General features: G+C 69.5%; 21 protein-coding genes. 15 read left to right on the plus strand and 6 right to left on the minus strand.

What is annotated here, in order from left to right:
* Nucleotides 1–102: 102 nt before the first annotated feature.
* The 3 genes from ACGF8B_RS19885 to ACGF8B_RS19895 form a co-directional block, all read right to left on the minus strand.
* Nucleotides 103–1,458, minus strand: a complete 1,356-nt coding sequence (locus tag ACGF8B_RS19885) for an acyltransferase family protein (RefSeq protein ID WP_392740030.1) — start codon at nucleotides 1,456–1,458, stop codon at nucleotides 103–105.
* A gap of 137 nt (nucleotides 1,459–1,595) precedes the next feature.
* Nucleotides 1,596–2,822, minus strand: coding sequence for an MFS transporter (locus ACGF8B_RS19890; RefSeq protein WP_392740032.1), 1,227 nt, complete (start codon nucleotides 2,820–2,822; stop codon nucleotides 1,596–1,598).
* A 258-nt stretch (nucleotides 2,823–3,080) separates the two neighbouring features.
* A complete protein-coding gene (locus ACGF8B_RS19895; RefSeq protein WP_392740035.1) occupies nucleotides 3,081–3,926 on the minus strand; it encodes a C40 family peptidase in 846 nt (281 codons plus the stop codon).
* A gap of 828 nt (nucleotides 3,927–4,754) precedes the next feature.
* On the opposite strand from ACGF8B_RS19895, the gene ACGF8B_RS19900 reads away from it, so the two are divergent.
* The 15 genes from ACGF8B_RS19900 to recQ all read left to right on the plus strand — a co-directional run bounded on the left by ACGF8B_RS19900 (nucleotide 4,755) and on the right by recQ (nucleotide 22,936).
* Nucleotides 4,755–5,114, plus strand: a complete 360-nt coding sequence (locus ACGF8B_RS19900; protein WP_003992243.1) for an NADH-quinone oxidoreductase subunit A — start codon at nucleotides 4,755–4,757, stop codon at nucleotides 5,112–5,114.
* A gap of 18 nt (nucleotides 5,115–5,132) precedes the next feature.
* Complete coding sequence (locus ACGF8B_RS19905; protein WP_030926341.1) at nucleotides 5,133–5,687, plus strand: NADH-quinone oxidoreductase subunit B family protein; 555 nt, start codon at nucleotides 5,133–5,135, stop codon at nucleotides 5,685–5,687.
* Nucleotides 5,684–6,412, plus strand: a complete 729-nt coding sequence (locus tag ACGF8B_RS19910) for an NADH-quinone oxidoreductase subunit C (protein WP_392740037.1) — start codon at nucleotides 5,684–5,686, stop codon at nucleotides 6,410–6,412. Before ACGF8B_RS19905 ends, ACGF8B_RS19910 begins: the two co-directional genes overlap by 4 nt.
* Nucleotides 6,412–7,734: an NADH-quinone oxidoreductase subunit D gene (locus ACGF8B_RS19915; RefSeq protein ID WP_392740040.1), complete on the plus strand. Its 1,323-nt coding sequence runs from the start codon at nucleotides 6,412–6,414 to the stop codon at nucleotides 7,732–7,734. The genes ACGF8B_RS19910 and ACGF8B_RS19915 overlap by 1 nt, the downstream gene beginning before the upstream one ends.
* A 29-nt stretch (nucleotides 7,735–7,763) precedes the next feature.
* Nucleotides 7,764–8,585: an NADH-quinone oxidoreductase subunit NuoE gene (gene nuoE, locus ACGF8B_RS19920; protein WP_342283229.1), complete on the plus strand. Its 822-nt coding sequence runs from the start codon at nucleotides 7,764–7,766 to the stop codon at nucleotides 8,583–8,585.
* Nucleotides 8,582–9,967 (plus strand): NADH-quinone oxidoreductase subunit NuoF, encoded by a 1,386-nt coding sequence (gene nuoF, locus ACGF8B_RS19925; protein WP_392740043.1) that lies wholly within the window; start codon nucleotides 8,582–8,584, stop codon nucleotides 9,965–9,967. The genes nuoE and nuoF overlap by 4 nt, the downstream gene beginning before the upstream one ends.
* Nucleotides 9,964–12,471, plus strand: a complete 2,508-nt coding sequence (locus tag ACGF8B_RS19930; RefSeq protein ID WP_392740044.1) for an NADH-quinone oxidoreductase subunit G — start codon at nucleotides 9,964–9,966, stop codon at nucleotides 12,469–12,471. The genes nuoF and ACGF8B_RS19930 overlap by 4 nt, the downstream gene beginning before the upstream one ends.
* Nucleotides 12,468–13,871, plus strand: coding sequence for an NADH-quinone oxidoreductase subunit NuoH (gene nuoH / locus ACGF8B_RS19935; protein ID WP_392740046.1), 1,404 nt, complete (start codon nucleotides 12,468–12,470; stop codon nucleotides 13,869–13,871). Before ACGF8B_RS19930 ends, nuoH begins: the two co-directional genes overlap by 4 nt.
* Nucleotides 13,864–14,529, plus strand: a complete 666-nt coding sequence (gene nuoI, locus ACGF8B_RS19940) for an NADH-quinone oxidoreductase subunit NuoI (RefSeq protein WP_259928613.1) — start codon at nucleotides 13,864–13,866, stop codon at nucleotides 14,527–14,529. Before nuoH ends, nuoI begins: the two co-directional genes overlap by 8 nt.
* A complete protein-coding gene (locus ACGF8B_RS19945; protein WP_342283196.1) occupies nucleotides 14,526–15,353 on the plus strand; it encodes an NADH-quinone oxidoreductase subunit J in 828 nt (275 codons plus the stop codon). The genes nuoI and ACGF8B_RS19945 overlap by 4 nt, the downstream gene beginning before the upstream one ends.
* The gene (gene nuoK / locus ACGF8B_RS19950; RefSeq protein WP_093543641.1) at nucleotides 15,350–15,649 is read left to right on the plus strand and encodes an NADH-quinone oxidoreductase subunit NuoK; all 300 of its coding nucleotides are present in this window, start codon (nucleotides 15,350–15,352) and stop codon (nucleotides 15,647–15,649) included. Before ACGF8B_RS19945 ends, nuoK begins: the two co-directional genes overlap by 4 nt.
* Nucleotides 15,650–15,663: 14 nt before the next feature.
* The gene (gene nuoL, locus ACGF8B_RS19955; protein WP_259928612.1) at nucleotides 15,664–17,559 is read left to right on the plus strand and encodes an NADH-quinone oxidoreductase subunit L; all 1,896 of its coding nucleotides are present in this window, start codon (nucleotides 15,664–15,666) and stop codon (nucleotides 17,557–17,559) included.
* 5 nt (nucleotides 17,560–17,564) lie between these two features.
* The gene (locus ACGF8B_RS19960) at nucleotides 17,565–19,136 is read left to right on the plus strand and encodes an NADH-quinone oxidoreductase subunit M (RefSeq protein WP_384752784.1); all 1,572 of its coding nucleotides are present in this window, start codon (nucleotides 17,565–17,567) and stop codon (nucleotides 19,134–19,136) included.
* Nucleotides 19,133–20,797 (plus strand): NADH-quinone oxidoreductase subunit NuoN, encoded by a 1,665-nt coding sequence (nuoN, locus tag ACGF8B_RS19965; RefSeq protein WP_392740051.1) that lies wholly within the window; start codon nucleotides 19,133–19,135, stop codon nucleotides 20,795–20,797. Before ACGF8B_RS19960 ends, nuoN begins: the two co-directional genes overlap by 4 nt.
* 141 nt (nucleotides 20,798–20,938) lie before the next feature.
* Nucleotides 20,939–22,936, plus strand: coding sequence for a DNA helicase RecQ (recQ, locus tag ACGF8B_RS19970; protein WP_392740053.1), 1,998 nt, complete (start codon nucleotides 20,939–20,941; stop codon nucleotides 22,934–22,936).
* 21 nt (nucleotides 22,937–22,957) lie between these two features.
* Here recQ and ACGF8B_RS19975 read toward each other — a convergent pair whose 3' ends face one another.
* The 3 genes from ACGF8B_RS19975 to fahA form a co-directional block, all read right to left on the minus strand.
* Nucleotides 22,958–23,566, minus strand: coding sequence for a Uma2 family endonuclease (locus ACGF8B_RS19975; protein ID WP_392740158.1), 609 nt, complete (start codon nucleotides 23,564–23,566; stop codon nucleotides 22,958–22,960).
* A 109-nt stretch (nucleotides 23,567–23,675) separates the two neighbouring features.
* Nucleotides 23,676–24,362 carry a GPP34 family phosphoprotein gene (locus tag ACGF8B_RS19980; RefSeq protein WP_392740056.1) on the minus strand — a complete coding sequence of 229 codons (687 nt, stop codon included), beginning with the start codon at nucleotides 24,360–24,362 and terminating at the stop codon, nucleotides 23,676–23,678.
* The gene (gene fahA / locus ACGF8B_RS19985; RefSeq protein ID WP_392740058.1) at nucleotides 24,359–25,588 is read right to left on the minus strand and encodes a fumarylacetoacetase; all 1,230 of its coding nucleotides are present in this window, start codon (nucleotides 25,586–25,588) and stop codon (nucleotides 24,359–24,361) included. Before fahA ends, ACGF8B_RS19980 begins: the two co-directional genes overlap by 4 nt.
* Nucleotides 25,589–25,716: the final 128 nt, after the last annotated feature.

A 25,716-nucleotide genomic window follows, 5' to 3' on the forward strand; every position in this document is an offset into this window, starting at 1 on the left:
GCGCGGGAACCACCTGACGAGGGGGAGCCACCCCACGTACGGGGCGCGCGGCCGCCGTACGCGGGGTGGCTCCCACGCCGTACGAGGTGTGGCTCCCCCTCGTCAGCCGCCCTGCCGGGAGAGAACCCGGGCACCTCGGCGCACCGCCGGCTGAACGGGCACGGTGCGAATGCCCGGCGTGACAGCGGCTTTCCGGGTGCTCCTCTCGCGTACGACGAGCAGTCCGGCCACCACCAGCGTCACGCAGAGCACCGGACCGAGCGGGTTTCCGGGAGAAATGAAACCCTGGGCGGCGAGTCCGAGGAGACCACCGGCGGAAAGCACCGCCGCGAGAACGACCTTGCCGAGGCTCATTTCCGATGCCGCACCGGAACGGCGACCGAATTCGAACCGGCCGAAAATTCGGGTGAAGCACACCAGGAAGAATCCCGAAACGCCGACCCACAGCGGTGCCACCGCGAACCACAGGGGGCTACCGGGCGTCGGTGTCGCGAATCCGAGTCCGACCGTGGCGATTCCCGCCGTCATCACGAGTGCGGGCATGTGCCAGAGATACAGCGTCATGAAGCGGGCCCCGCACCACTGAAGTACGGCGGTGGCCATGGGGCGTTCCGCGAATCGCGTGATCACCGGCTTGAGCGTCAGCCAGAGTCCGAGCTGGCCGACGGTCAGCGACAGCATCAGCGCGGTCGGCGGGCTCATGTTGGAGACCGGGGCCCCGGGCATTCCGATCATGGACGCCGGGTAGGGGCCGAAGAACACGGCGGCCGCGGTGAGTCCGAAGCCGACCGCGGCCACACCCGCCGAAACCCACCCGCTCCGCATGCGCAGGCCGCCGTCGGCGTAGTGGAAGCCGAACTGGTGGGCCGCCAGCCAGACGAACAGGGCGTTCAGGAAACCGATCGCGGGGCTGAACTCGAAGCGCAGCACGTCGACGGCCAGGGCACAGACGGCGAGCACGCCGATCACCCGCCAGCCGAACCGGCGGTAGAGCGTGAACATCACCGGCGTGAGCGCGACCACGAGCACATAGACAGCGAGGAACCAGAGCAGCTGCCCGGCGATCTTGCCCGCCATCAGCACCGGCTGCTCGGGCACCCCCGCGCCGATCAACGCATGGGGCAACAGCAGCCACACGGCCGCCAGGGGCACGACCGGCACCAGGAGACGCGCGATTCTGCTCCGGAGCCAGGTATTCACCGATTTCATGGATCGGAACGAGAAGAAATTGGCGGCCCCACCGGCGAAGAACACCATGGGCATGACCTGAGTCAGCCATGTGACAATCCACCAGCCGGGGCTCGCGAGCGCATTCCCGGTGCTCAAATGCCCATTGTCATAGGCCAGTACGGGCATGAGCCAGTGCTGGGATATCACGGCCAGCACGCACAGCGCTCTGATGACGTCTATGAACGAATCGCGACCGCGACCGGGCGAATGAGCGGGGGTTTGCAGCATATGAACATCGTGGCGTCAGCAGGCGATACGCACAGTAAAGCGGGCCCCCGAATCCACCGGGGTGCCAGCACCGCACGCGGTGGTGGGGTTCTCCCCACCACGTACGGGGCACGCCCTCCACTTGAGGACGGTGCGGTTCATCGCCGCTCCCCGGCACCGAGGTCTCCGGAGCGAGGTCCCGCCACGGCCACCGCCACAACCACCAGAGCCGCGACCGCGCCGCCGAGCACCATCACCGCCGACACGGACATGTGGTCGAGGACGGCTCCGCCCGACAGGGCGCCGAGGGCGAAGGTCGCCTGGAAGGACGCGGTGAACAGGACGGAAGCCGCTTCGGGTGCGTCGGGGGCGGCCCTGGCGAACCAGGTCTGCGAGCAGACCGGCACCGCGCCGTAGGCGACACCCCAGACGATCAGCAGCGCTACGGCTCCGGCCTCCCACCTGCCCAGGACCGGGAGCAGCGCGGTCGCGGTGGCGATGAGGCCCGCGGCGAGACAGACCGCCGCGCGCGGGCGGCGCGTCACGAGTGCGCCGGCGGTGAAGTTGCCGACGATCCCGGCGGCACCGTAGAGCAGCAGGAACACCGTGATCAGCGCCGGACCGGCGTGCGTGACCCGTTCCAGGAAGGGCGTGACATAGGTGTACGTCGCGAAATGTGACAGAACGACGAGAAAGGTGATCAGCAGGGCGAACCGGGTGCCGGGCTGGGCGAGCACGGTGCGCAGCAGGCTCGCGCGGGTGACCCGGGCCGGCGGCAGCGGCGGAACCACGACGAGCATCAGGGCCAGTACACCCACGCTCAGCGCCCCCATGACCACGAACGCCGTCCGCCAGCCGGCCAGGCCGCCGATGAGCGTACCGGCGGGGACACCGAGCACGGAGCCCAGCGGGACGGCCGAGAAGATCACCGCTGTCGCCCGGGCGGCCGATGCCGGGCGGACCAGCCGGCCGGCCAGTCCGGCCCCGACGGACCAGAAGCCGCCGATGGTGATCCCGACCAGCACGCGGGAGACCAGGACGAGGCGGTAGTCGGTCGCTGCGGCGAGGAGGAAGTCGGCCAGGGCCAGCAGGAGCATGAAGGCACCGAGCATCAGGCGCCGGTCGACGCGTGCCGTCGCCACCGTGACCAGGGGTGCGGAGACCGCGGCGAGGAGTCCGGGCACGGTCATCATCAGGCCCGCCGTGCCGTCCGAGACGGCGAAGTCGGACCCGATCGATGTGAGCAGGCCGATGGGCAGGATCTCGGTGGTGACGATCGAGAAGATGCCCAGCATGACGGAGAGGACGGCGAGCCGGCCGCGTAAAGGCGTGCGGGCCGGGAGGGCGGCGGGTGCGGAGGGGGTGGTGGCCGCGGTGGAGGTCATGGCGGATGCCGTCCTGTGCTCGGTGACGCGAGGGCTGTTCGCCCCAGTTCACAAGCGACGGTGGACGGTGTCCGGCAGGTTCGCGACGTCGACGCCGAAGACCGGGTTCGACGTCGGTTTTTCGCCGGAGGCCGGACACTTCTCGCCGGAGGACCGGAAACGGTGAAGGGCCGTCGCTCCCGAGCGGGGGAGTGACGGCCCTTCACCGCGCGCCGGAAAGGCGCTTGTGAATCCGTGAACCCGGAGGGTCGCGACGAATCAGAGAACGCGGACCGCGCCCGACGGCGGGTCGTAGGACAGCGGACGCTGCACCACACCGGTGCTGGAGTTCTGCGCGCCGACGAACTGGCCGTTGCCCACGTAGATCCCGACGTGGTACGCGCTGCCCGCGCCGCCCCAGTACAGGATGTCGCCCGGCTGGAGGTTGCTCAGCGAGACCTGGGTGCCGGCGGTGGACTGGGACTGCGAGACGCGCGGCAGGTCGATGTTGACCGAACGGAACGCGGCCTGGACGAGACCGGAGCAGTCCCACGAGTTGGGGCCGGTGCCGCCGGGCACGTACGCGTCGCCGACCTGGGCCTGCGCGAAGGCGATGACCGCGGCGGCGGAGCCGGTCGCGTTCGACGAGAAGGAGGAGGAAGAAGAGGAGGAGGACGTGGACGCGGCGGTACCGGTGCTGGAGCCGGAGGTCGCGCTGAGCGTCGTGCGGACGGTGGAGCGGGAGGCGCGCTCGGCGGCCTCCGCCTTGGCCTTGGCGGCCGCCTCCGCCTTCTTCTTGGCCTCTGCCTTGCGGACCGCCTCGGCCTTGGCCTTCTTGGCGGCCTTGGCCGCGGTGGCGGCTGCGGCGTCCTCCTGGGCCTGCGTCTGCAGGTCCTGGGCGACCTGCTGCGTGGCCTGGGCGGACGCGGCGACGGCGGTGGAGAGCCCGGAGGTGATGGTGGGCATCTCGATGGTCTGGGTCACCGGCTCGGCCTGGGCCGGACCGGCGGCGCCTGCGACCGCGATGGTGCTGAGGACGCCACCGGCAACTCCGGCCCGCAGCGCCGTCTTCGAGGCGTTTCGGCGGGGCTTCCGGTGGCTGGGTATGTGAGCGGTGTGGGACATGAGTACTAGCGCTATCAGGGCCTCGGGGCTCCCATCAAGAAACGTGTGTTGCGACACAGTTACGTACGGAATCTGTGAATCCGCTTTCCGGTGGCCCTTATTGACGCCGTAACGGGCAAAGCGGGCATGGCTGATCATGGCTGTGATCACGTGCTTTCGGTAATACGCCCGAATTGCCCGCCACTTACCATCCGTTCACACCGATGGCCAAGCCCGCTTTTACCGGGGCCTTGACGGAGTGACGCAGGTCACAGGGTGGTCGCGGAGCGAGGGGCGGATATGCGCCACGCGCCCAAGGCGGCACCGGGTGAAGGGAGATGTCCCGTTCGCTCCGAAGATCAGAAATGGCACCATGCGTCCATTTTGATCCCCTCGACTCCCCCTCCCGGGTGAGGTTCGGGCGACCCGGAGGGTGCGGGCCCGTCGGGGAGGGGTGGGATCCGCGCGGAGCCGGCCGGGAGGGATCAAGATCAGGTGGATTCCTCTATCACCCCGTGTCGTCCATCGCCAATTTGCTTGGCACGACCAACCCTTGATAGAGCGGCAGCCGTTTGACCAGCGGTAACAGCATCAGATGTCACGTCTCGTGATCACTCGGCCGCTTCGCGTGTGAAGATCACCGCTCATCCGACTTCATGATCCTTCGTCAGGTGGTGGAGATCACAAAGGCGTTGTCGTACCCCGTGTCGCAGATCACAGGATGGCGGGCATAGGATGCGGGGCAGTCGGGCTTGTGAACTGCCTCACATGTGCACGATCTTGGTGAGGCGGTGAGCCGGTCGCCCGATGCGGTCCAACGGTCAAGGACGACTGGAAGGAGCGAGGAGCGTGAATGCCTACGCGCCCATCCTCGTGCTCGGCGCCCTCGGGGCAGGGTTTGCGATCTTCTCCGTGGTCATGGCCACGCTTATCGGCCCCAAGCGCTACAACCGGGCAAAGCTCGAAGCGTACGAGTGCGGTATCGAACCCACACCCACGCCGGCCGGAGGCGGCCGCTTCCCCATCAAGTACTACCTGACGGCGATGCTCTTCATCGTCTTCGACATCGAGATCGTCTTCCTCTATCCCTGGGCGGTCACCTTCGACGCCCTGGGGATCTTCGGGCTCGTGGAGATGCTGCTCTTCGTGCTCACCGTCTTCGTCGCCTACGCGTATGTGTGGCGTCGCGGCGGCCTGGAATGGGACTGAGGGGCTGAGGGGCACACCATGGGACTCGAAGAGAAGCTGCCCAGCGGCTTCGTGCTGACCACTGTCGAGCAGGCCGCCGGCTGGGTACGGAAGTCCTCCGTCTTCCCCGCCACCTTCGGCCTCGCCTGTTGCGCCATCGAAATGATGACGACCGGGGCCGGGCGTTACGACCTGGCCCGTTTCGGCATGGAGGTCTTCCGCGGATCGCCGCGACAGGCCGATCTGATGATCGTCGCAGGACGGGTCAGCCAGAAGATGGCTCCCGTCCTGCGTCAGGTCTACGACCAGATGCCCAATCCCAAGTGGGTGATCTCCATGGGGGTTTGCGCATCATCGGGCGGAATGTTCAACAATTACGCCATTGTGCAGGGTGTTGATCATATTGTTCCGGTTGACATCTATTTGCCCGGCTGTCCGCCGCGGCCCGAGATGCTGATGGACGCGATCCTCAAGCTCCACCAGAAGATCCAGGGCTCCAAGCTCGGGGTCAACGCGGAGGAGGCCGCCCGCGAGGCGGAGGACGCGGCACTCAAGGCGCTGCCCCTGATCGAGATGAAGGGGCTGCTGCGATGAGCGGGAACGACAACCACGACGAACAGAGCAACAACAACGGTGTGCCCGCCCCGCGCGCGGACACCGGCGAGGTCGTCGGCGTACGCAAGGGCATGTTCGGCGCCAACAACGGCGGCGACACCTCCGGCTACGGCGGCCTCGTCCGCACCGTGACCCTGCCGGGCGCCACCTCCCGCCCGTACGGCGGCTGGTTCGACGAAGTCGCCGACGAGCTCGAAGGGGCCCTGGAGGAGCAGGACCTGCTTCCCGGGAACGCCATCGAGAAGACCGTCGTCGACCGCGGCGAGCTCACCTTCCACATCGCCCGCGAACACCTCGTCCTGGTCGCCCGGACCCTGCGCGACGACCCGGCGCTGCGCTTCGAGCTCTGCACGGGGGTGAGCGGCGTCCACTTCCTCGGCGACAAGGGCCGCGAGCTGCACGCCGTCTACCACCTGCGCTCGATCACGCACGGCCGGCTCATCCGGCTTGAGGTGTCGGCCCCGGACAGCGATCCGCACATCCCGTCCCTCGTCGAGGTCTACCCGACCAACGACTGGCACGAGCGCGAGACCTACGACTTCTTCGGGCTCGTCTTCGACGGGCACCCCGCCCTCACCCGGATCATGATGCCGGACGACTGGCAGGGCTTCCCGCAGCGCAAGGACTACCCGCTCGGCGGCATCGCCGTCGAGTACAAGGGCGCCCAGATCCCGGCTCCGGACCAGCGGAGGTCGTACTCCTGATGTCTACTCCCCATGCAACGCCCCGGGCCACGACCGAGGGGACTGTATATACAGTCACCGGCGGCGACTGGGACGAGGTCGTCGAGTCCGCGGTCAAGTCCGACGACGAACGCATCATCGTCAACATGGGCCCCCAGCACCCGTCCACGCACGGCGTGCTGCGGCTGATCCTGGAGATCGACGGCGAGACCGTCACCGAGGCCCGCTGCGGCATCGGCTACCTCCACACCGGCATCGAGAAGAACCTCGAATACCGGAACTGGACGCAGGGCACCACCTTCGTCACGCGCATGGACTACCTGACGCCGTTCTTCAACGAGGCGGCGTACTGCCTGGGCGTCGAGAAGCTTCTCGGCATCGAGGACCAGATCCCCGACCGGGCGACCATCCTGCGCGTGCTCCTGATGGAGCTCAACCGGCTCTCCTCGCACCTGGTGTGCATCGCCACCGGCGGCATGGAGCTCGGCGCCACCACGATCATGATCTACGGCTTCCGCGATCGTGAACTCGTTCTCGACCTCTTCGAGCTGATCACCGGCCTGCGCATGAACCACGCGTTCATCCGCCCCGGCGGACTCGCCCAGGACCTGCCGCCCGGCGCGATCGACCAGCTCCGCGAGTTCGTGAAGACCATGAAGAAGAACCTGCCGGAGTACGACAAGCTCGCCACCGGCAACCCCATCTTCAAGGCCCGCATGCAGGACGTCGGCTATCTCGACCTGACCGGCTGCATGGCGCTCGGCGTCACCGGACCGATGCTGCGCTCCGCCGGACTCCCGCACGACCTGCGCAAGACCGACCCCTACTGCGGGTACGAGACCTACGAGTTCGACGTCCCCACCGCCGACAGCTGCGACGCCTACGGCCGCTTCCTCGTCCGCCTGGAGGAGATGCGCCAGTCGCTGCGGATCGTCGAGCAGTGCATCGACCGGCTCGCCCCCGGTCCCGTGATGGTCGCCGACAAGAAGATCGCCTGGCCGGCCCAGCTCGCGCTCGGCCCGGACGGACTCGGCAACTCGCTCGACCACATCAAGAAGATCATGGGCACCTCCATGGAGGCCCTGATCCACCACTTCAAGTTGGTGACCGAGGGCTTCCGGGTCCCGGCCGGGCAGGCGTACACCGCCGTCGAATCGCCCAAGGGCGAACTCGGCGTGCACGTCGTCTCGGACGGCGGCACCCGCCCCTACCGGGTCCACTTCCGTGACCCGTCCTTCACCAACCTCCAGGCCATGGCGGCGATGTGCGAGGGCGGCCAGGTCGCCGACGTCATCGTCGCCGTCGCGTCCATCGACCCCGTGATGGGAGGCGTCGACCGGTGACCGAAGCACGTCAGGAAGTCAGTCTGGGGATGCCGCAGCTCCCCGCCCCCGCCTACCCGGCCGAGGTGCGCGCCAGGCTCGAAGCGGACGCGAAGGAGGTGATCGCCCGCTACCCCGGCAGCCGCTCCGCCCTGCTTCCGCTGCTGCACCTGGTGCAGTCCGAAGAGGGCTACGTGTCCCGTACGGGCATGGCGTTCTGCGCCGAGCTGCTCGGCCTCACCACCGCCGAGGTCACCGCGGTCGCCACCTTCTACACGATGTACCGGCGCAAGCCGAGCGGTGACTACCAGGTCGGCGTCTGCACCAACACGCTCTGCGCGGTGATGGGCGGCGACGCGATCTTCGACCGGCTCAAGGAGCACCTCGGCGTCGGCAACGACGAGACGACCGAGGACGGCAAGGTCACCCTCGAACACATCGAGTGCAACGCGGCCTGCGACTTCGCCCCCGTGGTGATGGTCAACTGGGAGTTCTTCGACAACCAGACGCCCGAGAGCGCGACCCGCCTGGTCGACGACCTGATCGCCGGGCGCACCGTCGAACCCACCCGCGGCGCCCCGATCTGCTCGTACAAGGAGACCGCCCGGATCCTGGCCGGCTTCCCCGACGAGCGCCCCGGCGCCGTCGAGGCGTCCGGTGGCGCGGGCCCCGCCTCGCTGATCGGCCTCCGCCTCGCCAAGGGCGAGGAGCCGCACCCGCGCGTCGTCGCCCCGCGCGGCGAGCGCCCCGGCGGCGCCCAGCCCCACGACCCGTCGCCGTCCGAGCACCTCAGCTCGCACGACGCACCGCAGCAGACCTCGGCCTCCGACCCGGACCACCCGGCCGGCCCGACAGCCGAGGAGGGGGAGTGATGACGTTGGCGACCGAGATCAACGACAACGGAGGCGGCAACGGGAACGGGGGCAGCCCCGAGAAGCTGCTCGCCCCCGTCCTCTCCGCCTTCTGGGACGAGCCGGAATCCTGGACCCTGGACACCTACCACCGCCACGACGGATACGAGGGCCTGCGCAAGGCCCTCGCCATGGCGCCGGACGACCTCATCGCCTACGTCAAGGACTCCGGCCTCCGCGGCCGCGGAGGCGCGGGCTTCCCGACCGGGATGAAGTGGCAGTTCATCCCGCAGGGCGACGGCAAACCGCACTATCTAGTTGTCAACGCCGACGAATCGGAACCGGGCACCTGCAAGGACATCCCGCTCCTGTTCGCCAACCCGCACAGCCTCATCGAGGGCATCGTGATCGCCTGTTACGCGATCCGTTCGTCGCACGCGTTCATCTACTTGCGCGGTGAGGTCGTCCCCGTGCTGCGACGTCTGCACGAGGCTGTACGAGAGGCGTACGAGGCGGGCTATCTGGGGACGAACATCCTGGGCTCGGGGCTCGATCTGGAACTCACGGTGCACGCCGGTGCCGGCGCGTACATCTGTGGTGAGGAAACCGCGCTGCTCGACTCTCTCGAAGGACGGCGTGGCCAGCCCCGGCTGCGACCTCCCTTCCCCGCGGTCGCCGGTCTGTACGCCTGCCCCACTGTGGTGAACAACGTCGAGTCCATCGCCTCGGTTCCCGCGATCCTGAACCGGGGCAAGGACTGGTTCAAGTCGATGGGCAGCGAGAAGTCCCCGGGCTTCACGCTGTACTCGCTCAGCGGGCACGTCGCGGGCCCCGGCCAGTACGAGGCCCCGCTCGGCATCACCCTGCGCCAGCTGCTCGACATGAGCGGCGGCATGCGCCCCGGCCACCGGCTGAAGTTCTGGACCCCGGGCGGCTCGTCGACCCCGATGTTCACCGAAGAGCACCTCGACGTACCGCTCGACTACGAGGGTGTCGGCGCCGCCGGATCCATGCTCGGGACCAAGGCGCTCCAGTGCTTCGACGAGACCACCTGCGTGGTGCGGGCCGTCACCCGCTGGACCGAGTTCTACGCCCACGAGTCCTGCGGCAAGTGCACACCCTGCCGCGAAGGCACCTACTGGCTCGTCCAGTTGCTCCGCGACATCGAGGCCGGCAAGGGGCAGATGGCCGACCTCGACAAGCTGAACGACATCGCCGACAACATCAACGGCAAGTCCTTCTGTGCCCTCGGCGACGGCGCCGCCTCGCCGATCTTCTCCTCGCTGAAGTACTTCCGCGAGGAGTACGAGCAGCACATCACGGGCAAGGGCTGCCCCTTCGATCCCGCCAGGTCGACCGTCTGGGCCGACGACAAGAACGCATCCCAGGGGGTGAACGCATGACAGTCACCACGAGTGCGCCCTCCGGGGGCGGCGAGGCGGCCATCCCGCCCGAGGACCTGGTCACGCTGACCATCGACGGCATCGAGATCAGCGTGCCCAAGGGCACCCTGGTCATCCGGGCCGCCGAACTCCTCGGCATCGAGATCCCGCGCTTCTGCGACCACCCGCTCCTCGACCCGGCCGGCGCCTGCCGCCAGTGCATCGTCGAGGTCGAGGGCCAGCGCAAGCCGATGGCGTCCTGCACCATCACCTGCACCGACGGCATGGTCGTCAGGTCGCAGCTCACCTCACCGGTCGCCGAGAAGGCCCAGAAGGGTGTGATGGAGCTGCTGCTCATCAACCACCCGCTGGACTGCCCGGTCTGCGACAAGGGCGGCGAGTGCCCGCTGCAGAACCAGGCGATGTCGCACGGCGACGCGGACTCGCGCTTCGACGGCAAGAAGCGGACGTACGAGAAGCCCGTCCCGATCTCCACCCAGGTGCTGCTGGACCGTGAGCGCTGCGTGCTCTGCGCGCGCTGCACCCGGTTCTCCAACCAGGTGGCGGGCGACCCGATGATCGAGCTGATCGAGCGCGGCGCGCTCCAGCAGGTCGGCACCGGCGAGGGCGACCCGTTCGAGTCGTACTTCTCCGGGAACACCATCCAGATCTGCCCGGTCGGGGCGCTGACCTCGGCGGCGTACCGATTCCGCTCCCGCCCCTTCGACCTGGTCTCCTCGCCGTCGGTCTGCGAGCACTGCGCGGGCGGCTGCGCGACCCGCACCGACCACCGGCGCGGAAAGGTCATGCGGCGGCTCGCCGCCGACGACCCCGAGGTCAACGAGGAGTGGGTCTGCGACAAGGGCCGCTTCGGCTTCCGCTACGCGCAGCAGCGGGACCGGCTCACCACTCCGCTGGTACGCAACGCGGACGGCGTCCTGGAGCCCGCGGGCTGGCCCGAGGCGCTGGCCGCCGCGGCCGCCGGCCTCTTGGCCGCCCGCGGCCGGACCGGGGTGCTCACCGGCGGCCGGCTGACCGTCGAGGACGCCTACGCGTACAGCAAGTTCGCCCGGATCGCGCTGGACACCAACGACATCGACTTCCGGGCCCGGGTCCACAGCAGCGAGGAGGCCGACTTCCTGGCCGCCCGCGTGGCCGGGCGCGGGCGCGACCTGGACGGCAGCGGGATCACGTACACCTCGCTGGAGAAGGCCCCGACGGTACTGCTGGTCGGGTTCGAGTCGGAGGAGGAGGCGCCCGGCGTCTTCCTGCGGCTGCGCAAGGCCAACCGCAAGCACGGACAGCGCACCTTCGCCGTCGCCTCGCACGCCACCCGCGGTCTCGACAAGGCGGGCGGCACGCTGCTGCCCGCCGCCCCCGGCACCGAGACCGAGTGGCTGGACGCGATCGCGGGCGGTGTCGGCCTCGACGGCGACGGAGCCGTGGCGGCCGAGGCGCTGCGGGCCGAGGGCGCCGTGATCGTGGTCGGTGAGCGGCTGGCCGCGGTGCCGGGCGGGCTCACCGCCGCGGTGCGCACGGCCACCGCGACCGGGGCCGCGCTGGTGTGGATCCCGCGCCGGGCCGGCGAGCGCGGCGCGGTGGAGGCGGGCGCGCTCCCGTCGCTGCTGCCCGGCGGCCGTCCGGCGACCGACCCGCGGGCCAGGGAAGAGGTGGCGGCCGTCTGGGGCGTCGCCGAACTCCCGTCCCGCTTCGGCCGCGACACCGACCAGATCGTCGAGGCCGCGGCCACCGGCGAACTGGCCGCGCTGGTCGTCGCCGGAGTCCAGACCGTGGACCTGCCGGACCCGGCACGGGCCCTGGAGGCCCTGGACCAGGTCGGCTTCCTGGTCTCGCTGGAGCAGCGGCCCAACGAGGTCACCGACCGCGCCGACGTGGTGTTCCCGGTCGCCGCGGTGGCCGAGAAGTCCGGCACCTTCCTCAACTGGGAGGGCAGGGCGCGGATGTTCGAGGCCGCGCTGAAGCCCGAGCAGATGACGCGCGCGCTCGCGCCGGGCGACGCCCGGGTGCTGCACATGCTGGCCGACGCCCTCGACGTCCACTTCGCGCTGCCGGACCTGAAGTCCGTACGACGCGAACTGGACCGGCTCGGCGGCTGGACCGGCACACACGCCGGCGACCCGAACGAGCCGGCGCAGCCGCTGCCCAGGCCCGGCGACGGCGAGGCGGTCCTCGCGGGCCACCGGATGCTGCTCGACCTGGGCCGGCTCCAGGAGGGCGACGAGGCGCTGGCCGGTACCCGGCACGCCGCGGTCGCCCGGCTCTCCGCGGCCACCGCCGCCGAGACGGGCGTGAAGGACGGCGATCTGCTGGCCGTCACCGGCCCGGCGGGCAGTGTCGCGTTCCCGCTGAAGGTCACCGACATGCCGGACCGGGTGGTCTGGGTGCCGCTGAACTCCGCCGGGCGGGGCGTTCCGGCCGACACCGGTGCCCGGCCCGGCGGTCTGGTCCGGATCGGCCCCGCCGCACCGGGTACTCCCGACGTCACACCGGAGGTGGGGGCGTGAGTGCCTTCGCTCAACTGGCCGCGGCACCGCACAGTGCCGTACTCGCCGCCGAGGATCTGTCGATGTTCGGCACCGACCCGTGGTGGCTCGTCGTCATCAAGGCGGTGTTCTGCTTCGCGTTCCTGATGGTGACCGTGCTTTTCTCCATCGTGTGGGAGCGCAAGGTCGTCGCCTGGATGCAGCTGCGCATCGGCCCCAACCGGCACGGTCCCTGGGGCATGCTCCAGTCGCTCGCCGACGGCATCAAGCTGATGCTGAAGGAAGACGTCATCGTCAAGCGGGCCGACAAGGTCGTGTACGTGCTCGCGCCGATCGTCGCGGCCATCCCGGCGTTCATGGCGATCGCCGTGATCCCGTTCGGCCCGTCCGGCAACGAGGTCTCGATCTTCGGCCACCGCACCACGATGCAGCTCACCGACCTGCCGATCGCGATGCTCTACATCCTCGCGGTCGCCTCGGTCGGGATCTACGGCATCGTGCTGGCCGGCTGGTCGTCCGGATCGACGTACCCGCTCCTGGGCGGTCTGCGCTCCTGCGCGCAGATGATCAGCTACGAGATCGCGATGGGCGCCGCGTTCGCCTCGGTCTTCCTCTACTCCGGGTCGATGTCGACCTCGAAGATCGTGGAGGCGCAGCAGGACCGCTGGTTCATCCTGCTGCTGCCGGTCTCGTTCATCATCTACATCGTCACGATGGTCGGCGAGACCAACCGCGCCCCGTTCGACATGCCCGAGTCCGAGGGCGACCTGGTCGGCGGCTTCAACACCGAGTACTCCTCGATCAAGTTCGCGATGTTCATGCTCGCCGAGTACGTCAACATGGTCACCGTCTCCGCGGTCGCCACGACCCTGTTCCTGGGCGGCTGGCGGGCCCCGTGGCCGATCAGCACCTTCTGGGAGGGCGCGAACCACGGCTGGTGGCCGATGCTCTGGTTCGTCGTCAAGGTCCAGCTGCTGCTGTTCTTCTTCATCTGGCTGCGCGGCACGCTGCCCCGGGTCCGCTACGACCAGCTGATGAAGCTCGGCTGGAAGGTCCTGATCCCGGTCTCCGTCGTCTGGCTGATGCTCGTCGCGACGGTGCGGGCGCTGCGCAACGAGGGCTACGACTTCTCGAAGATCGTGCTGTACGTGGCCGGGGCCGTGATCGCGATCCTGCTGATCTCCTTCGTCGTCGACATCTTCCGCGACAAGAAGGGCCGGGCCGCCGAGGCGGAGACCGGACCGGAGCCGGCGTTCGACCCGATGGCGGGCGGATTCCCGGTGCCGCCGCTGCCCGGACAGACCCTGCCGCCGGTACCGCGCCGCAGGCCGCGGGGAGAGCGGGAGCTCGTTGTCAGTGGCGGGCCGGATACTCAGAGTGACGGAAATTCGAGTGACGGAAAGGAGGCCGACGGTGTCTGAGTCACCAGAGTCCTCGGGGACTTCGGGAGCCTCGGGTTCCTCGGGGTCCTCGGAGGAGAAGTTCCAGAACCCCGTCGCCGGCTTCGGCGTGACCTTCAAGGCCATGTTCAAGAAGCGGCTGACCGAGCAGTATCCGGAAACGCCGAAGGTGACGGCGCCGCGCTTCCACGGCCGGCACCAGCTCAACCGTCACCCGGACGGTCTGGAGAAGTGCGTCGGCTGCGAGCTGTGCGCCTGGGCCTGCCCGGCGGACGCGATCTACGTGGAGGGCGCGGACAACACCGAGGAGGAGCGCTACTCCCCGGGTGAGCGCTACGGCCGCGTCTACCAGATCAACTACGCGCGCTGCATTCTCTGCGGACTGTGCATCGAGGCCTGCCCGACCCGGGCGCTGACGATGACCAATGAGTTCGAGCTCGCCAACACCACCCGCGAGAGCCTCATCTACACCAAGGACGAGCTGCTCGCGGGCCTGGAGGAGGGCATGGTCGACACCCCGCACGCGATCTTCCCCGGAATGGACGAACAGGACTACTACCGGGGCCTCGTCACCGAGGCGGCGCCCGGTACGGAGCCCCAGGTCGCCGTCTCCAAGGGCGAGAAGCCGGCCGACGGGCACAGCGAGAACAACGGCTCGGCGCAGGAGGTGGGCGCATGACCGGCCTGGCCGCCGCGGCCTCCCAGACCTCGACCGGCGAGGCCGTCCAGTTCTGGCTGCTCGGCATCGTCGCCGTCCTCGGCGCGCTGTCGACCGTACTGATGAAGAAGGCCGTGCACAGCGCGCTGAGCCTCGCCGGGACCATGATCGTCCTGGCGGTGTTCTACCTCGCCAACGGCGCCTACTTCCTCGGCATCGTCCAGATCGTCGTCTACACCGGCGCGATCATGATGCTGTTCCTCTTCGTGGTCATGCTCGTCGGCGTCACCGCGGCCGACTCGCTGAAGGAGACCCTGAAGGGCCAGCGCTGGCTGGCCGCGGGCTGCGGGCTCGGCTTCGGTGTCCTGCTGATCGCGGGCATCGGCAACGCCTCGCTGAACAGCTTCAACGGACTCGGCACCGCCAACACCGAGCACGGCGGAAACGTGGAGGGGCTGGCCAGCCTCATCTTCACCAAGTACGTCTTCGCCTTCGAGATCACCGGCGCCCTGCTGATCACGGCGACGGTCGGCGCGATGGTGCTCACCCACCGGGAGCGCACCGAACGCGCCAAGAACCAGCGGGAGATGTCCGAGGAGCGCGTACGCGGCAAGCAGCTCCCGCCGCTGCCCGCCCCCGGTGTCTACGCCCGGCACAACGCCGTGGACATCCCGGGCCTGCTCCCGGACGGCACGCCCTCCGAGCTCACCGTCATGCAGACGCTGCGCAACCGCGGCCAGATCCGCGACGTCTCGAACGAGTCGCTGGACCAGCTCAAGGCGCTGGAGCAGCGCTCCGGGGAACGGCTCGGCCGTGACAACGAAGAAGAGGAGGTCGCCAAGTGAACCCGGTCAACTACCTCTATCTCGCAGCCCTGCTGTTCACCATCGGTGCGGCCGGGGTGCTGATCCGGCGGAACGCGATCGTGGTGTTCATGTGCGTGGAGCTGATGCTCAACGCCTGCAACCTCGCGTTCGTGACCTTCTCCCGGATGCACGGCAATCTCGACGGCCAGATCATCGCCTTCTTCACGATGGTCGTCGCCGCCGCCGAGGTCGTGGTCGGGCTCGCGATCATCGTGTCGGTGTTCCGTTCCCGCCACTCGGCCTCGGTCGACGACGCCAGCCTGATGAAGCTGTAAGGGGACGTTGAATCGTGGAGAACCTGATCGCGCTGCTCGTCGCGGCGCCCCTGCTCGGAGCGGCGGTCCTGCTCTGCGGCGGCCGACGGCTGGACCGCGCCGGACACTGGATCGGCACCCTGCTCGCCGCCGCGTCGTTCGTCGTCGGTGTCGTGCTCTTCCTCGACATGCTGGGGAAGGGCGCGGAGGACCGGGCGCTGCACCAGAAGCTGTTCAGCTGGATCCCGGTCGAGGGCTTCCAGGCCGATGTGGCCTTCCAGCTCGACCAGTTGTCGATGACGTTCGTGCTGCTGATCACCGGTGTGGGCACCCTGATCCACATCTACTCGATCGGCTACATGGAGCACGACGAGCGCCGGCGCCGCTTCTTCGGCTATCTGAACCTGTTCCTCGCGGCGATGCTGATCCTGGTCATCGCCGACAACTACCTGCTGCTGTACGTCGGGTGGGAGGGCGTCGGTCTGGCGTCGTACCTGCTCATCGGCTTCTGGCAGCACAAGCCCAGCGCGGCCACCGCCGCCAAGAAGGCGTTCCTGGTCAACCGCGTCGGCGACATGGGCCTGTCGATCGCGATCATGCTGATGTTCACCACCTTCGGCACCTTCGCCTTCGGCCCCGTCCTCGAAGCGACCGGGGAGACGAGCGAGGGCAAGCTGACGGCGATCGGCCTGATGCTGCTGCTCGCGGCCTGCGGCAAGTCGGCCCAGGTGCCGCTGCAGTCCTGGCTCGGTGACGCGATGGAGGGCCCGACCCCGGTCTCCGCCCTCATCCACGCCGCGACCATGGTCACCGCCGGTGTCTATCTGATCGTCCGCTCCGGTGCGATCTTCAACGCAGCGCCGGACGCACAACTGGTCGTCGTGGTCGTCGGAGCGGTCACGCTGCTCTTCGGTGCGATCGTCGGTTGCGCGAAGGACGACATCAAGAAGGCTCTCGCCGGGTCGACGATGTCGCAGATCGGCTACATGATCCTGGCCGCCGGGCTCGGCCCGATCGGTTACGTCTTCGCGATCATGCACCTGGTGACCCACGGCTTCTTCAAGGCCGGGCTCTTCCTCGGCGCCGGATCGGTCATGCACGGCATGAACGACGAGGTCGACATGCGGAAGTTCGGCGGCCTGCGGAAGTACATGCCGGTCACCTTCATCACCTTCGGCCTCGGCTACCTCGCGATTATCGGCTTCCCCGGCCTGTCCGGCTTCTTCTCCAAGGACAAGATCATCGAGGCGGCCTTCGCCAAGGGCGGCACCGAGGGCTGGATCCTCGGCTCGGTGGCCCTGCTGGGCGCCGCGATCACCGCGTTCTACATGACGCGCGTGATGCTGCTGACGTTCTTCGGCGAGAAGCGCTGGCAGCCCGACGCGGAGGGCCACGAGCCGCATCCGCACGAGTCGCCGAAGTCGATGACCATCCCCATGATCGTCCTGGCGTTCGGCTCGGTCTTCGCCGGAGGCTTCTTCTCCATCGGCGACCGCTTCCTGAACTGGCTGGAGCCGGTCACCGGCCACAGCCACGGCCACGCCCCGGTCAGCGCCACGACCGTCACCGCCGCCACCATGGTGGTGCTCGTCATCGGCGTCGCCATCGCCTGGGCGATGTACGGACGCAAGCCCGTACCGGTCGTCGCCCCGCGCGGCTCGCTGCTCACCCGGGCCGCCCGCCGCGACCTCCTCCAGGACGACTTCAACCATGTGGTCCTGGTCCGCGGCGGCGAGCACCTCACCCGCTCCCTGGTGTACGTCGACCACACCCTGGTCGACGGCGTCGTCAACGGCACGGCGGCCTCGATGGGCGGGCTCTCCGGCCGGCTGCGCAAGCTGCAGAACGGCTACGCCCGCACCTACGCGGTCTCGATGTTCGGCGGTACGGCGGTTCTCATCGCCGCGACCCTGCTGATGAGGGCGGTCTGATCACCATGTCCTTTCCCCTCCTGACAGCGACGGCGGCGCTCCCGGCGATCGGCGCGGTCGCCACCGCCGCCGTCCCGGCCGCCCGGCGCACCACCGCCAAATGGCTGGCACTGGTCTTCTCGCTGGCCACCCTCGTCCTGGCGGGCATCGCGCTCGCCCGCTTCGAGCCCGGCGGCGACCGCTACCAGCTCACCGAATCGCACGCCTGGATCAAGGACTTCGGCGTCCGGTACGAACTGGGCGTGGACGGCATCGGGGTGGCGCTCATGGCGCTCACCGCCCTGCTGATCCCCTTCGTCATCCTGGCGGGCTGGCACGACGCCGACCCCCTGGAGACCAAGTCCTCGCGCTGGCGCCCCACCCAGGGCTTCTTCGCCCTGATCCTGATGGTCGAAGCGATGGTGATCCTCTCCTTCGAGGCCACCGACGTCTTCCTCTTCTACATCCTCTTCGAAGCCATGCTCATCCCGATGTACTTCCTCATCGGCGGCTTCGGGGACCGGGCGCACACCGGCAGCGACGAGAACGCGGCGGCGCAACGCTCCTACGCCGCGGTGAAGTTCCTGCTCTACAACCTGGTCGGCGGCCTCATCATGCTGGCCGCCGTGATCGGGCTCTATGTGGTCGCGGGGACGTTCTCGCTCTCCGAGATCGCCGAGGCCCGCGCCAACGGCTCGCTCTCCATGGCGACCGGAACCGAACGCTGGCTCTTCCTCGGGTTCTTCTTCGCCTTCGCGGTGAAGGCCCCGCTGTGGCCGCTGCACACCTGGCTGCCCAACGCGATGGGTGAGGCGACCTCCCCGGTCGCCGTCCTGATCACCGCGGTCGTCGACAAGGTCGGCACCTTCGCGATGCTCCGCTTCTGCCTCCAGCTCTTCCCGGAGGCCAGCAAGTGGGCGACGCCGGTGATCATCGTCCTCGCGCTGATCAGCATCGTGTACGGGGCGCTGCTCGCCGTCGGCCAGCGCGACATCAAGCGCCTGATCGCCTACGCGTCGATCTCGCACTTCGGCTTCATCATCCTGGGCATCTTCGCGATGACCAGCCAGGGCCAGTCCGGCGCCACGCTCTACATGGTCAACCACGGGATCTCGACCGCCGCGCTGATGCTGGTGGCGGGCTTCCTGATCACCCGGCGCGGTTCGCGGCTCATCGCCGACTACGGCGGGGTGCAGAAGGTGGCGCCGATTCTCGCCGGCACCTTCCTGATCGGTGGGCTGGCCACCCTGTCGCTGCCCGGACTCGCCCCGTTCGTCAGTGAGTTCCTGGTCCTGGTCGGCGCGTTCAGTGCCTACCCGGCGGCGGGCATCGTCGCCACGACCGGCATCGTGCTCGCCGCGCTCTACGTCCTCGTCCTCTACCAGCGGACGATGACCGGCCCGGTGAAGGCCGAGGTCCAGGGCATGGCGGACCTCAAGGTCCGGGAGCTGGTGGTGGTCCTGCCGCTGATCGCGCTGCTGCTCTTCCTGGGTGTCTATCCGAAGCCGCTGACGGAGATCGTCAACCCGGCGGTGCAGCACACCATGTCGGACGTCCAGAAGAAGGACCCCCAGCCTGAGGTGGAGGCCGCCAAGTGAGCGCAACAGCTGTCCACAGCCTGTGGACGACGGCGGGCGGGGTGACATCGGCCGCCCCGGTCGAGAAGTTCAAGGCCCCGGTCATCGAGTACACCCAGCTGACCCCGGTCCTCATTGTGATCGGTGTCGCCGTCGTGGGCGTACTCGTCGAGGCCTTCGTGCCGCGCCGGGCCCGCTATTACACGCAGGTCTTCCTCGCGGTCGTCGCCCTGGCCGCCGCGTTCGCCGCGGTCGTCGGACTGGCGGCCGGCGGGTACGGCACGACGAAGGCGCACATCGCCGCGATGGGCGCCATCGCGATCGACGGGCCGACGCTCTTCCTGCAGGGCACCATCCTGCTGACCTCGCTGGTCGCCGTCTTCACCTTCGCCGAGCGGCGGCTCGACCCCGCCGCGCACGGCAACCACGTGGACTCCTTCGCCGCCCAGGCCGCCTCGGTCCCCGGCAGCGACAGCGAGAAGGCCGCGGTCAAGGCCGGATTCACCACCACCGAGGTCTTCCCGCTGGTCCTCTTCTCGGTGGCCGGGATGCTGGTCTTCCCCGCGGCCAACGATCTGCTGACGCTCTTCGTGGCCCTGGAGGTCTTCTCCCTCCCGCTCTACCTCCTGTGCGCCGTCGCCCGCCGCAAGCGGCTGATGTCGCAGGAGGCCGCGGTGAAGTACTTCCTGCTCGGCGCGTTCTCCTCGGCGTTCCTGCTCTTCGGGATCGCCCTGCTCTACGGGTACGCGGGCTCCGTCTCGTACGCGGCCATCGCCGACGTGGTCGACGGCGCCGTCACCAAGATCGACCCCGCGCTCGCCGACACCATGGGCAACGACGCGCTGCTGCTGATCGGCGGCGCGATGATCCTGACCGGGCTGCTCTTCAAGGTCGGCGCCGTCCCGTTCCACATGTGGACCCCGGACGTCTACCAGGGCGCCCCGACCCCGGTCACCGGCTTCATGGCCGCGGCCACCAAGGTCGCCGCGTTCGGCGCGCTGCTGCGCCTGCTGTACGTGGTGCTGCCGGGCCTCGCCTGGGACTGGCGTCCGGTCATGTGGGCCGTCGCGATCGTCACGATGCTGGGCGGTGCGATCGTCGCCATCACCCAGACCGACATCAAGCGGCTGCTGGCCTACTCCTCGATCGCCCACGCCGGATTCATCCTCGCCGGTGTGATCGCCACGACCCCGGACGGCATCTCGTCGGTCCTCTTCTACCTCGGCGCGTACTCCTTCGTGACGGTCGGCGCGTTCGCCGTCGTCACCCTGGTCCGCGACGCGGGCGGCGAGGCGACGCACCTGTCGAAGTGGGCCGGGCTCGGCCGGCGCTCTCCGCTGGTCGCCGCGGTCTTCGCGGTGTTCCTGCTGGCCTTCGCCGGCATCCCGCTCACCTCCGGGTTCTCCGGAAAGTTCGCCGTGTTCAAGGCGGCGGCGGACGGCGGCGCGGGCGGACTGGTCGTGGTCGGTGTGATCTCCTCGGCGATCGCCGCGTTCTTCTACATCCGGGTCATCGTGCTGATGTTCTTCAGCGAGCCGAAGGCGGACGGCCCCACGGTCGCCGTCCCGTCCCCGCTGACGATGACGACGATCGCGGTGGGAGTCGCGGTCACGCTGGTGCTGGGCCTGGCCCCGCAGTACTTCCTGGACCTGGCGAGCCAGGCGGGAGTCTTCGTGAGGTAGCGCACTCCCGCACAACAGCGACCGCCGCCGGACGGGCTTGAGAAGTCAAGCCCGTCCGGCGTTGTCGTACGCGGCGCCTATCGTGGCAGGGGACGGCGGCAACACGGACGACCGAGCGGGACGGACCCGGGGGACAGAGCGATGGGCACGACGGGCGGGACCATGGATGTGACCGAGAGCGACGCACGGCGGACGCTGCACAAGGTATTCGGGTACGACGCGTTCCGCGGCGAGCAGGAAGCGATCGTCGACCATGTGGTGGCCGGCGGCGACGCCGTCGTGCTCATGCCGACCGGCGGTGGCAAGTCCCTCTGCTACCAGATCCCCGCCCTGGTCAGAGCGGGTACGGGCATCGTCGTCTCGCCTCTGATCGCCCTGATGCAGGACCAGGTGGACGCGCTGCGGGCGCTCGGTGTGCGGGCCGGCTTCATCAACTCCACGCAGGACTTCGACGAGCGCCGCTCGATGGAGGCCCAGTTCGTCGCCGGTGAGCTCGACCTGCTCTACCTGGCCCCGGAGCGGCTCCGCCTGGACTCCACGCTCGCGCTGCTCTCGCGCGGCGAGATCTCCGTCTTCGCGATCGACGAGGCGCACTGTGTCGCCCAGTGGGGTCACGACTTCCGCCCGGACTATCTGACCCTCTCCGTCCTCGGCGAGCGCTGGCCCGAGGTGCCGCGCATCGCCCTGACGGCGACCGCGACCGACGCCACGCACCAGGAGATCACCCAGCGTCTGGGCATGCCCGACGCCAAGCACTTCGTCGCCAGCTTCGACCGGCCCAACATCCAGTACCGGATCGTGCCGAAGGCCGACCCGAAGAAGCAGCTGCTCTCCTTCCTCAAGGACGAGCACGCCGGGGACGCGGGCATCGTCTACTGCCTCTCGCGCAATTCGACCGAGAAGACCGCCGAGTACCTCTGCCGCAACGGCATCGAGGCCGTCCCGTACCACGCGGGGCTCGACGCGGGCACGCGAGCCGTCCACCAGTCCCGGTTCCTGCGCGAGGAGGGCCTGGTCGTCGTCGCGACCATCGCCTTCGGCATGGGCATCGACAAGCCCGACGTGCGCTTCGTCGCCCACCTCGACCTGCCGAAGTCCGTCGAGGGCTACTACCAGGAGACCGGCCGCGCCGGCCGTGACGGACAGCCGTCCACGGCCTGGATGGCGTACGGCCTCCAGGACGTCGTCCAGCAGCGCAAGCTGATCCAGGGCGGCGAGGGCGACGAGGCGTTCCGCCGCCGCGCCGCCTCCCACCTGGACTCGATGCTCGCCCTGTGCGAGACGGTGCGCTGCCGCCGCGCCCAGCTCCTGACGTACTTCGGCCAGGAGCCCACCACCGCGGACTGCGGCAACTGCGACACCTGCCTCACCCCGCCCGAGAGCTGGGACGGCACGGTGGTCGCGCAGAAGCTGCTGTCGACCGTGGTGCGGCTGAAGCGGGAGCGCGGGCAGAAGTTCGGCGCGGGCCAGATCATCGACATCCTGCTCGGCCGCAAGACGGCCAAGGTCATCCAGTTCGACCACGACCAGCTCTCGGTCTTCGGCATCGGCGAGGAGCTGGCCGAGGCCGAATGGCGTGGCGTCGTACGGCAGTTGCTGGCCCAGGGACTGATCGCGGTCGAGGGCGAGTACGGCACGCTGGTGCTCACCGAGGAGAGCGGCTCCGTGCTCGGCCGGCAGCGCGAGGTGCTGCTGCGCAAGGAGGCGCCGAAGCCCGCCTCGCGTTCCACGAAGGCCGACCGCAAGTCGAAGTCGCAGGCGGCCGCCGCCGAGCTGGCTCCCGAGGCCGTCCCGGTCTTCGAGGCGCTGCGGGCCTGGCGGGGCGCCCAGGCGAAGGAGCAGGGCGTCCCGGCGTACGTCATCTTCCACGACGCGACCCTGCGCGAGATCGCGACGGCGCGGCCGGACTCGGTGTCCGCGCTGGGCGGGATCAGCGGCCTGGGCGAGAAGAAGCTGGCGACGTACGGGGAGGGAGTACTGGAGGTGCTGGCTTCGCTCGGCGAGACGGGAGCCCCGGCCCCGACCCCGGCCCCGACCCCGCCGGCCCCGACCCGGGCCCTGAAAGTCGTACCGGCTCCGGTGGCCCCCGAAGCCGACCCCGAGTTCGGCTGGGACGAGGAGCCGCCCGAGTACGAGTGAGCGCGGACCGGGCGGCCGGACCTACTGCGGGTCCGCCGCCCGGCGGCGCGCGGTGATCGCGGCGAGGTCGAGATCGACCGGGAAGGGGACGGAGACCTTCATCCGGTCGTGGAAGATCCCGGTGGAGGTGTAGGCCCCGGTCGACGGCTCCAGCTCGAAGACGTAGACCACCGCCCGGCCGTCGTGGTTCTCCACCCGCCAGTAGTGCGGGATCCTCGCCCGCGCGTACTTCACGGGCTTGGTCTCCCGGTCCCGGGTGAGGGATTCCGGGGAGACGACCTCGATGGCCAGCTGTACGGACGCGGCGGGGAAGCGGGTCTGGCTCGCGTCCTGGATGATCTCGCCGTCCACGACGATCACATCGGGCTCGGGCCGGTTGTAGCGGTCGATGTCGATGGTGAACTCGCGCACGACTTCGAGTTCGCGCGGTGCCAGCGACTGCAACTGCCATTCGAAGAAGCTGACCGCCCGTGAATGGAAGAGGGTCTGCGGACTCACGAAAACAAGGCTCCCGTCGATCAGCTCCGTGTGCGGAGGCAGATTCGGGAGTGTGTCCAGGTCATCGGCGGTCCAGCCGCCCACGGGCGGAACCGCCCACCGCGGCTCGGGGGCCTCGGGTTCGACGCTCATCAGTGCTCCCATGACGCAGAGTCTCGTGGGACTTTTCAGCGTATCCGCCGGGAACGGGAGAGGGCTCCCCCGAACGTGTGAACGCCCCTGCGAAGCTGACCCGCTCCCCTCAGTCGCCCCCGGAACTCCCGCCTCCGCTGCTGTATCGCATCCTGCGGTTCCGGTTCGCCCGGTCCCGGCGGACGTTCCGGTGCACCGCTTCCGCGGCCCAGTCCTGGTCCACCAGGCCGCGCATCGCCCAGCGGTCCCGCAGGCCGCCCCGGGACACCGTGCCCGACAGGCCGATCGCCGAGACCAGGGCGGCCAGGGCGCGGCTGCGCGGATCCGGGAAGCCGGCGGCCTCGGCGGCCGTGAAGCGGTCGCGGACGGCGAGCGTCAGGGCCGGGTCCGCCGCCGGGTGGCGGTGGTAGGGGAGCAGGCCGAGCAGGCGGTGGGTCTCCCTGCGCAGGACCGAGCGGCGCACCAGGTGCTCCAGGCACAACTCCTCGACGTGCGGGGCGGTCCGGCGTATCCAGTGCGTCGTGTCGACGCCACCCGCGAAGCCGCCCACGCCCGGGTCCGACAGGCTTCCCAGGACCTGGGCGAGGAACGGGTCCGATGGCGCGGGCGGGCCGACCACCCGGGTCCGGCCGCCCTGTCCGGTGACCCGGCCCTGGAACTCCAGCTCCCTCAGGGTCGCACCCGCCGTCCCGTACTCCAGGTATCGGCCGGCGCAGTGCGGCTTGCCGCGCAGCGGATCCAGCGCGAGCAGCAGCAGCTCCTCGGGGAGCGTGAGTTCCGGGGCGGGCGCGGTCATGACGCGGGCACGATCCGTCCGGTGACCTCGCCGAGGCCGACCCGGGTGCCGTCCGGCCCCGGCGCCCAGGCGGTCATCGTCACCGTGTCGCCGTCCTCCAGGAAGGTGCGCTTGCCGTCCGGGAGGTCCAGCGGGTCGCGGCCGTTCCAGGTCAGCTCCAGGAGGGAGCCGCGCTGTCCGGGCCCGGCGCCGCTGACCGTGCCGGAGCCGTACAGATCGCCGGTGCGCAGCGAAGCGCCGTTCACCGTCATCTGGGCCAGCATCTGGGCCGCCGTCCAGTACATGGTGGCGAACGGCGGCTCGGCGACCACCTCTCCGTTGATCGCTACGGAGATCCGCAGGTCGAGGCCGCCGGCCTCGTCCTCGTCGGCGTCCTCCAGATAGGGGAGCAGCGGGAAGTCGCGGGCCGGGGGCGCGACGCGGGCCGACTCCAGGGCCTCCAGCGGTGTCACCCAGGCCGACACGGAGGTGGCGAAGGACTTGCCGAGGAACGGGCCGAGCGGCACGTACTCCCAGGCCTGGATGTCCCGCGCCGACCAGTCGTTGAGCAGGCAGAGCCCGAAGACGTGGTCGCGGAAGCCGGTGAGCGGGACCGGGCGGCCCTGCTCGGAGCCCACGCCGACGACGAAGCCGACCTCGGCCTCGATGTCCAGCTTCACGGACGGGCCGAAGACCGGGGCCGCGTCGGCCGGCGCCTTGCGCTGCCCGGACGGGCGCACCACGTCCGTGCCCGAGACCACGACGGTGCCGGACCGGCCGTGGTAACCGATCGGGAGGTGCTTCCAGTTGGGCGTCAGCGCCTCGCCGTCCGGACGGAAGATCTTCCCGACGTTCGAGGCGTGGTTCTCGCTCGCGTAGAAGTCGACGTAGTCCGCGACCGCGTACGGCAGATGGAGCGTCACGGCGTCGACCGGGTGCAGCAGGGGTTCGATGTCCGCGCGGTGGCCCGGGACCGTCACCCACGCGGTGAGCGCCCGCCGGACGTCCCGCCAGGCGGTGCGGCCAGCCGACAGCAGCGCGGTGAGGTCCGGCTGCGCGAGGAGCTGCGCGTAGGGCGAACCGAGCGCGTGCGCCGCGGCTCCGGCGTCCAGTACGTGGTTGCCGATGCGGACGCCGACCCGGCGGTCCTCGGGGTGATCGGGGGTGGAGAACACTCCGTAGGGAAGGTTGTGCGGACCGAAGGGGTCGCCCTCGGCCAGATCGAGCGGGCTGCTCTGCTCGGGCATGTGTTGCTGCCTCGCTTTCCAGGTCGCTTGGGGGACACGTTACGTCGGCACCGCCTGCTCGCGGGAGAGCCCCAACTGCCCGTGATGCCCGGAAAGTTCCGCCGTGCCCCGGTGGCCGGGGCACGGCG

Origin of the sequence: Streptomyces sp. NPDC047917 (assembly GCF_043204345.1) — a bacterium.
Classification (GTDB): domain Bacteria; phylum Actinomycetota; class Actinomycetes; order Streptomycetales; family Streptomycetaceae; genus Streptomyces; species Streptomyces sanglieri.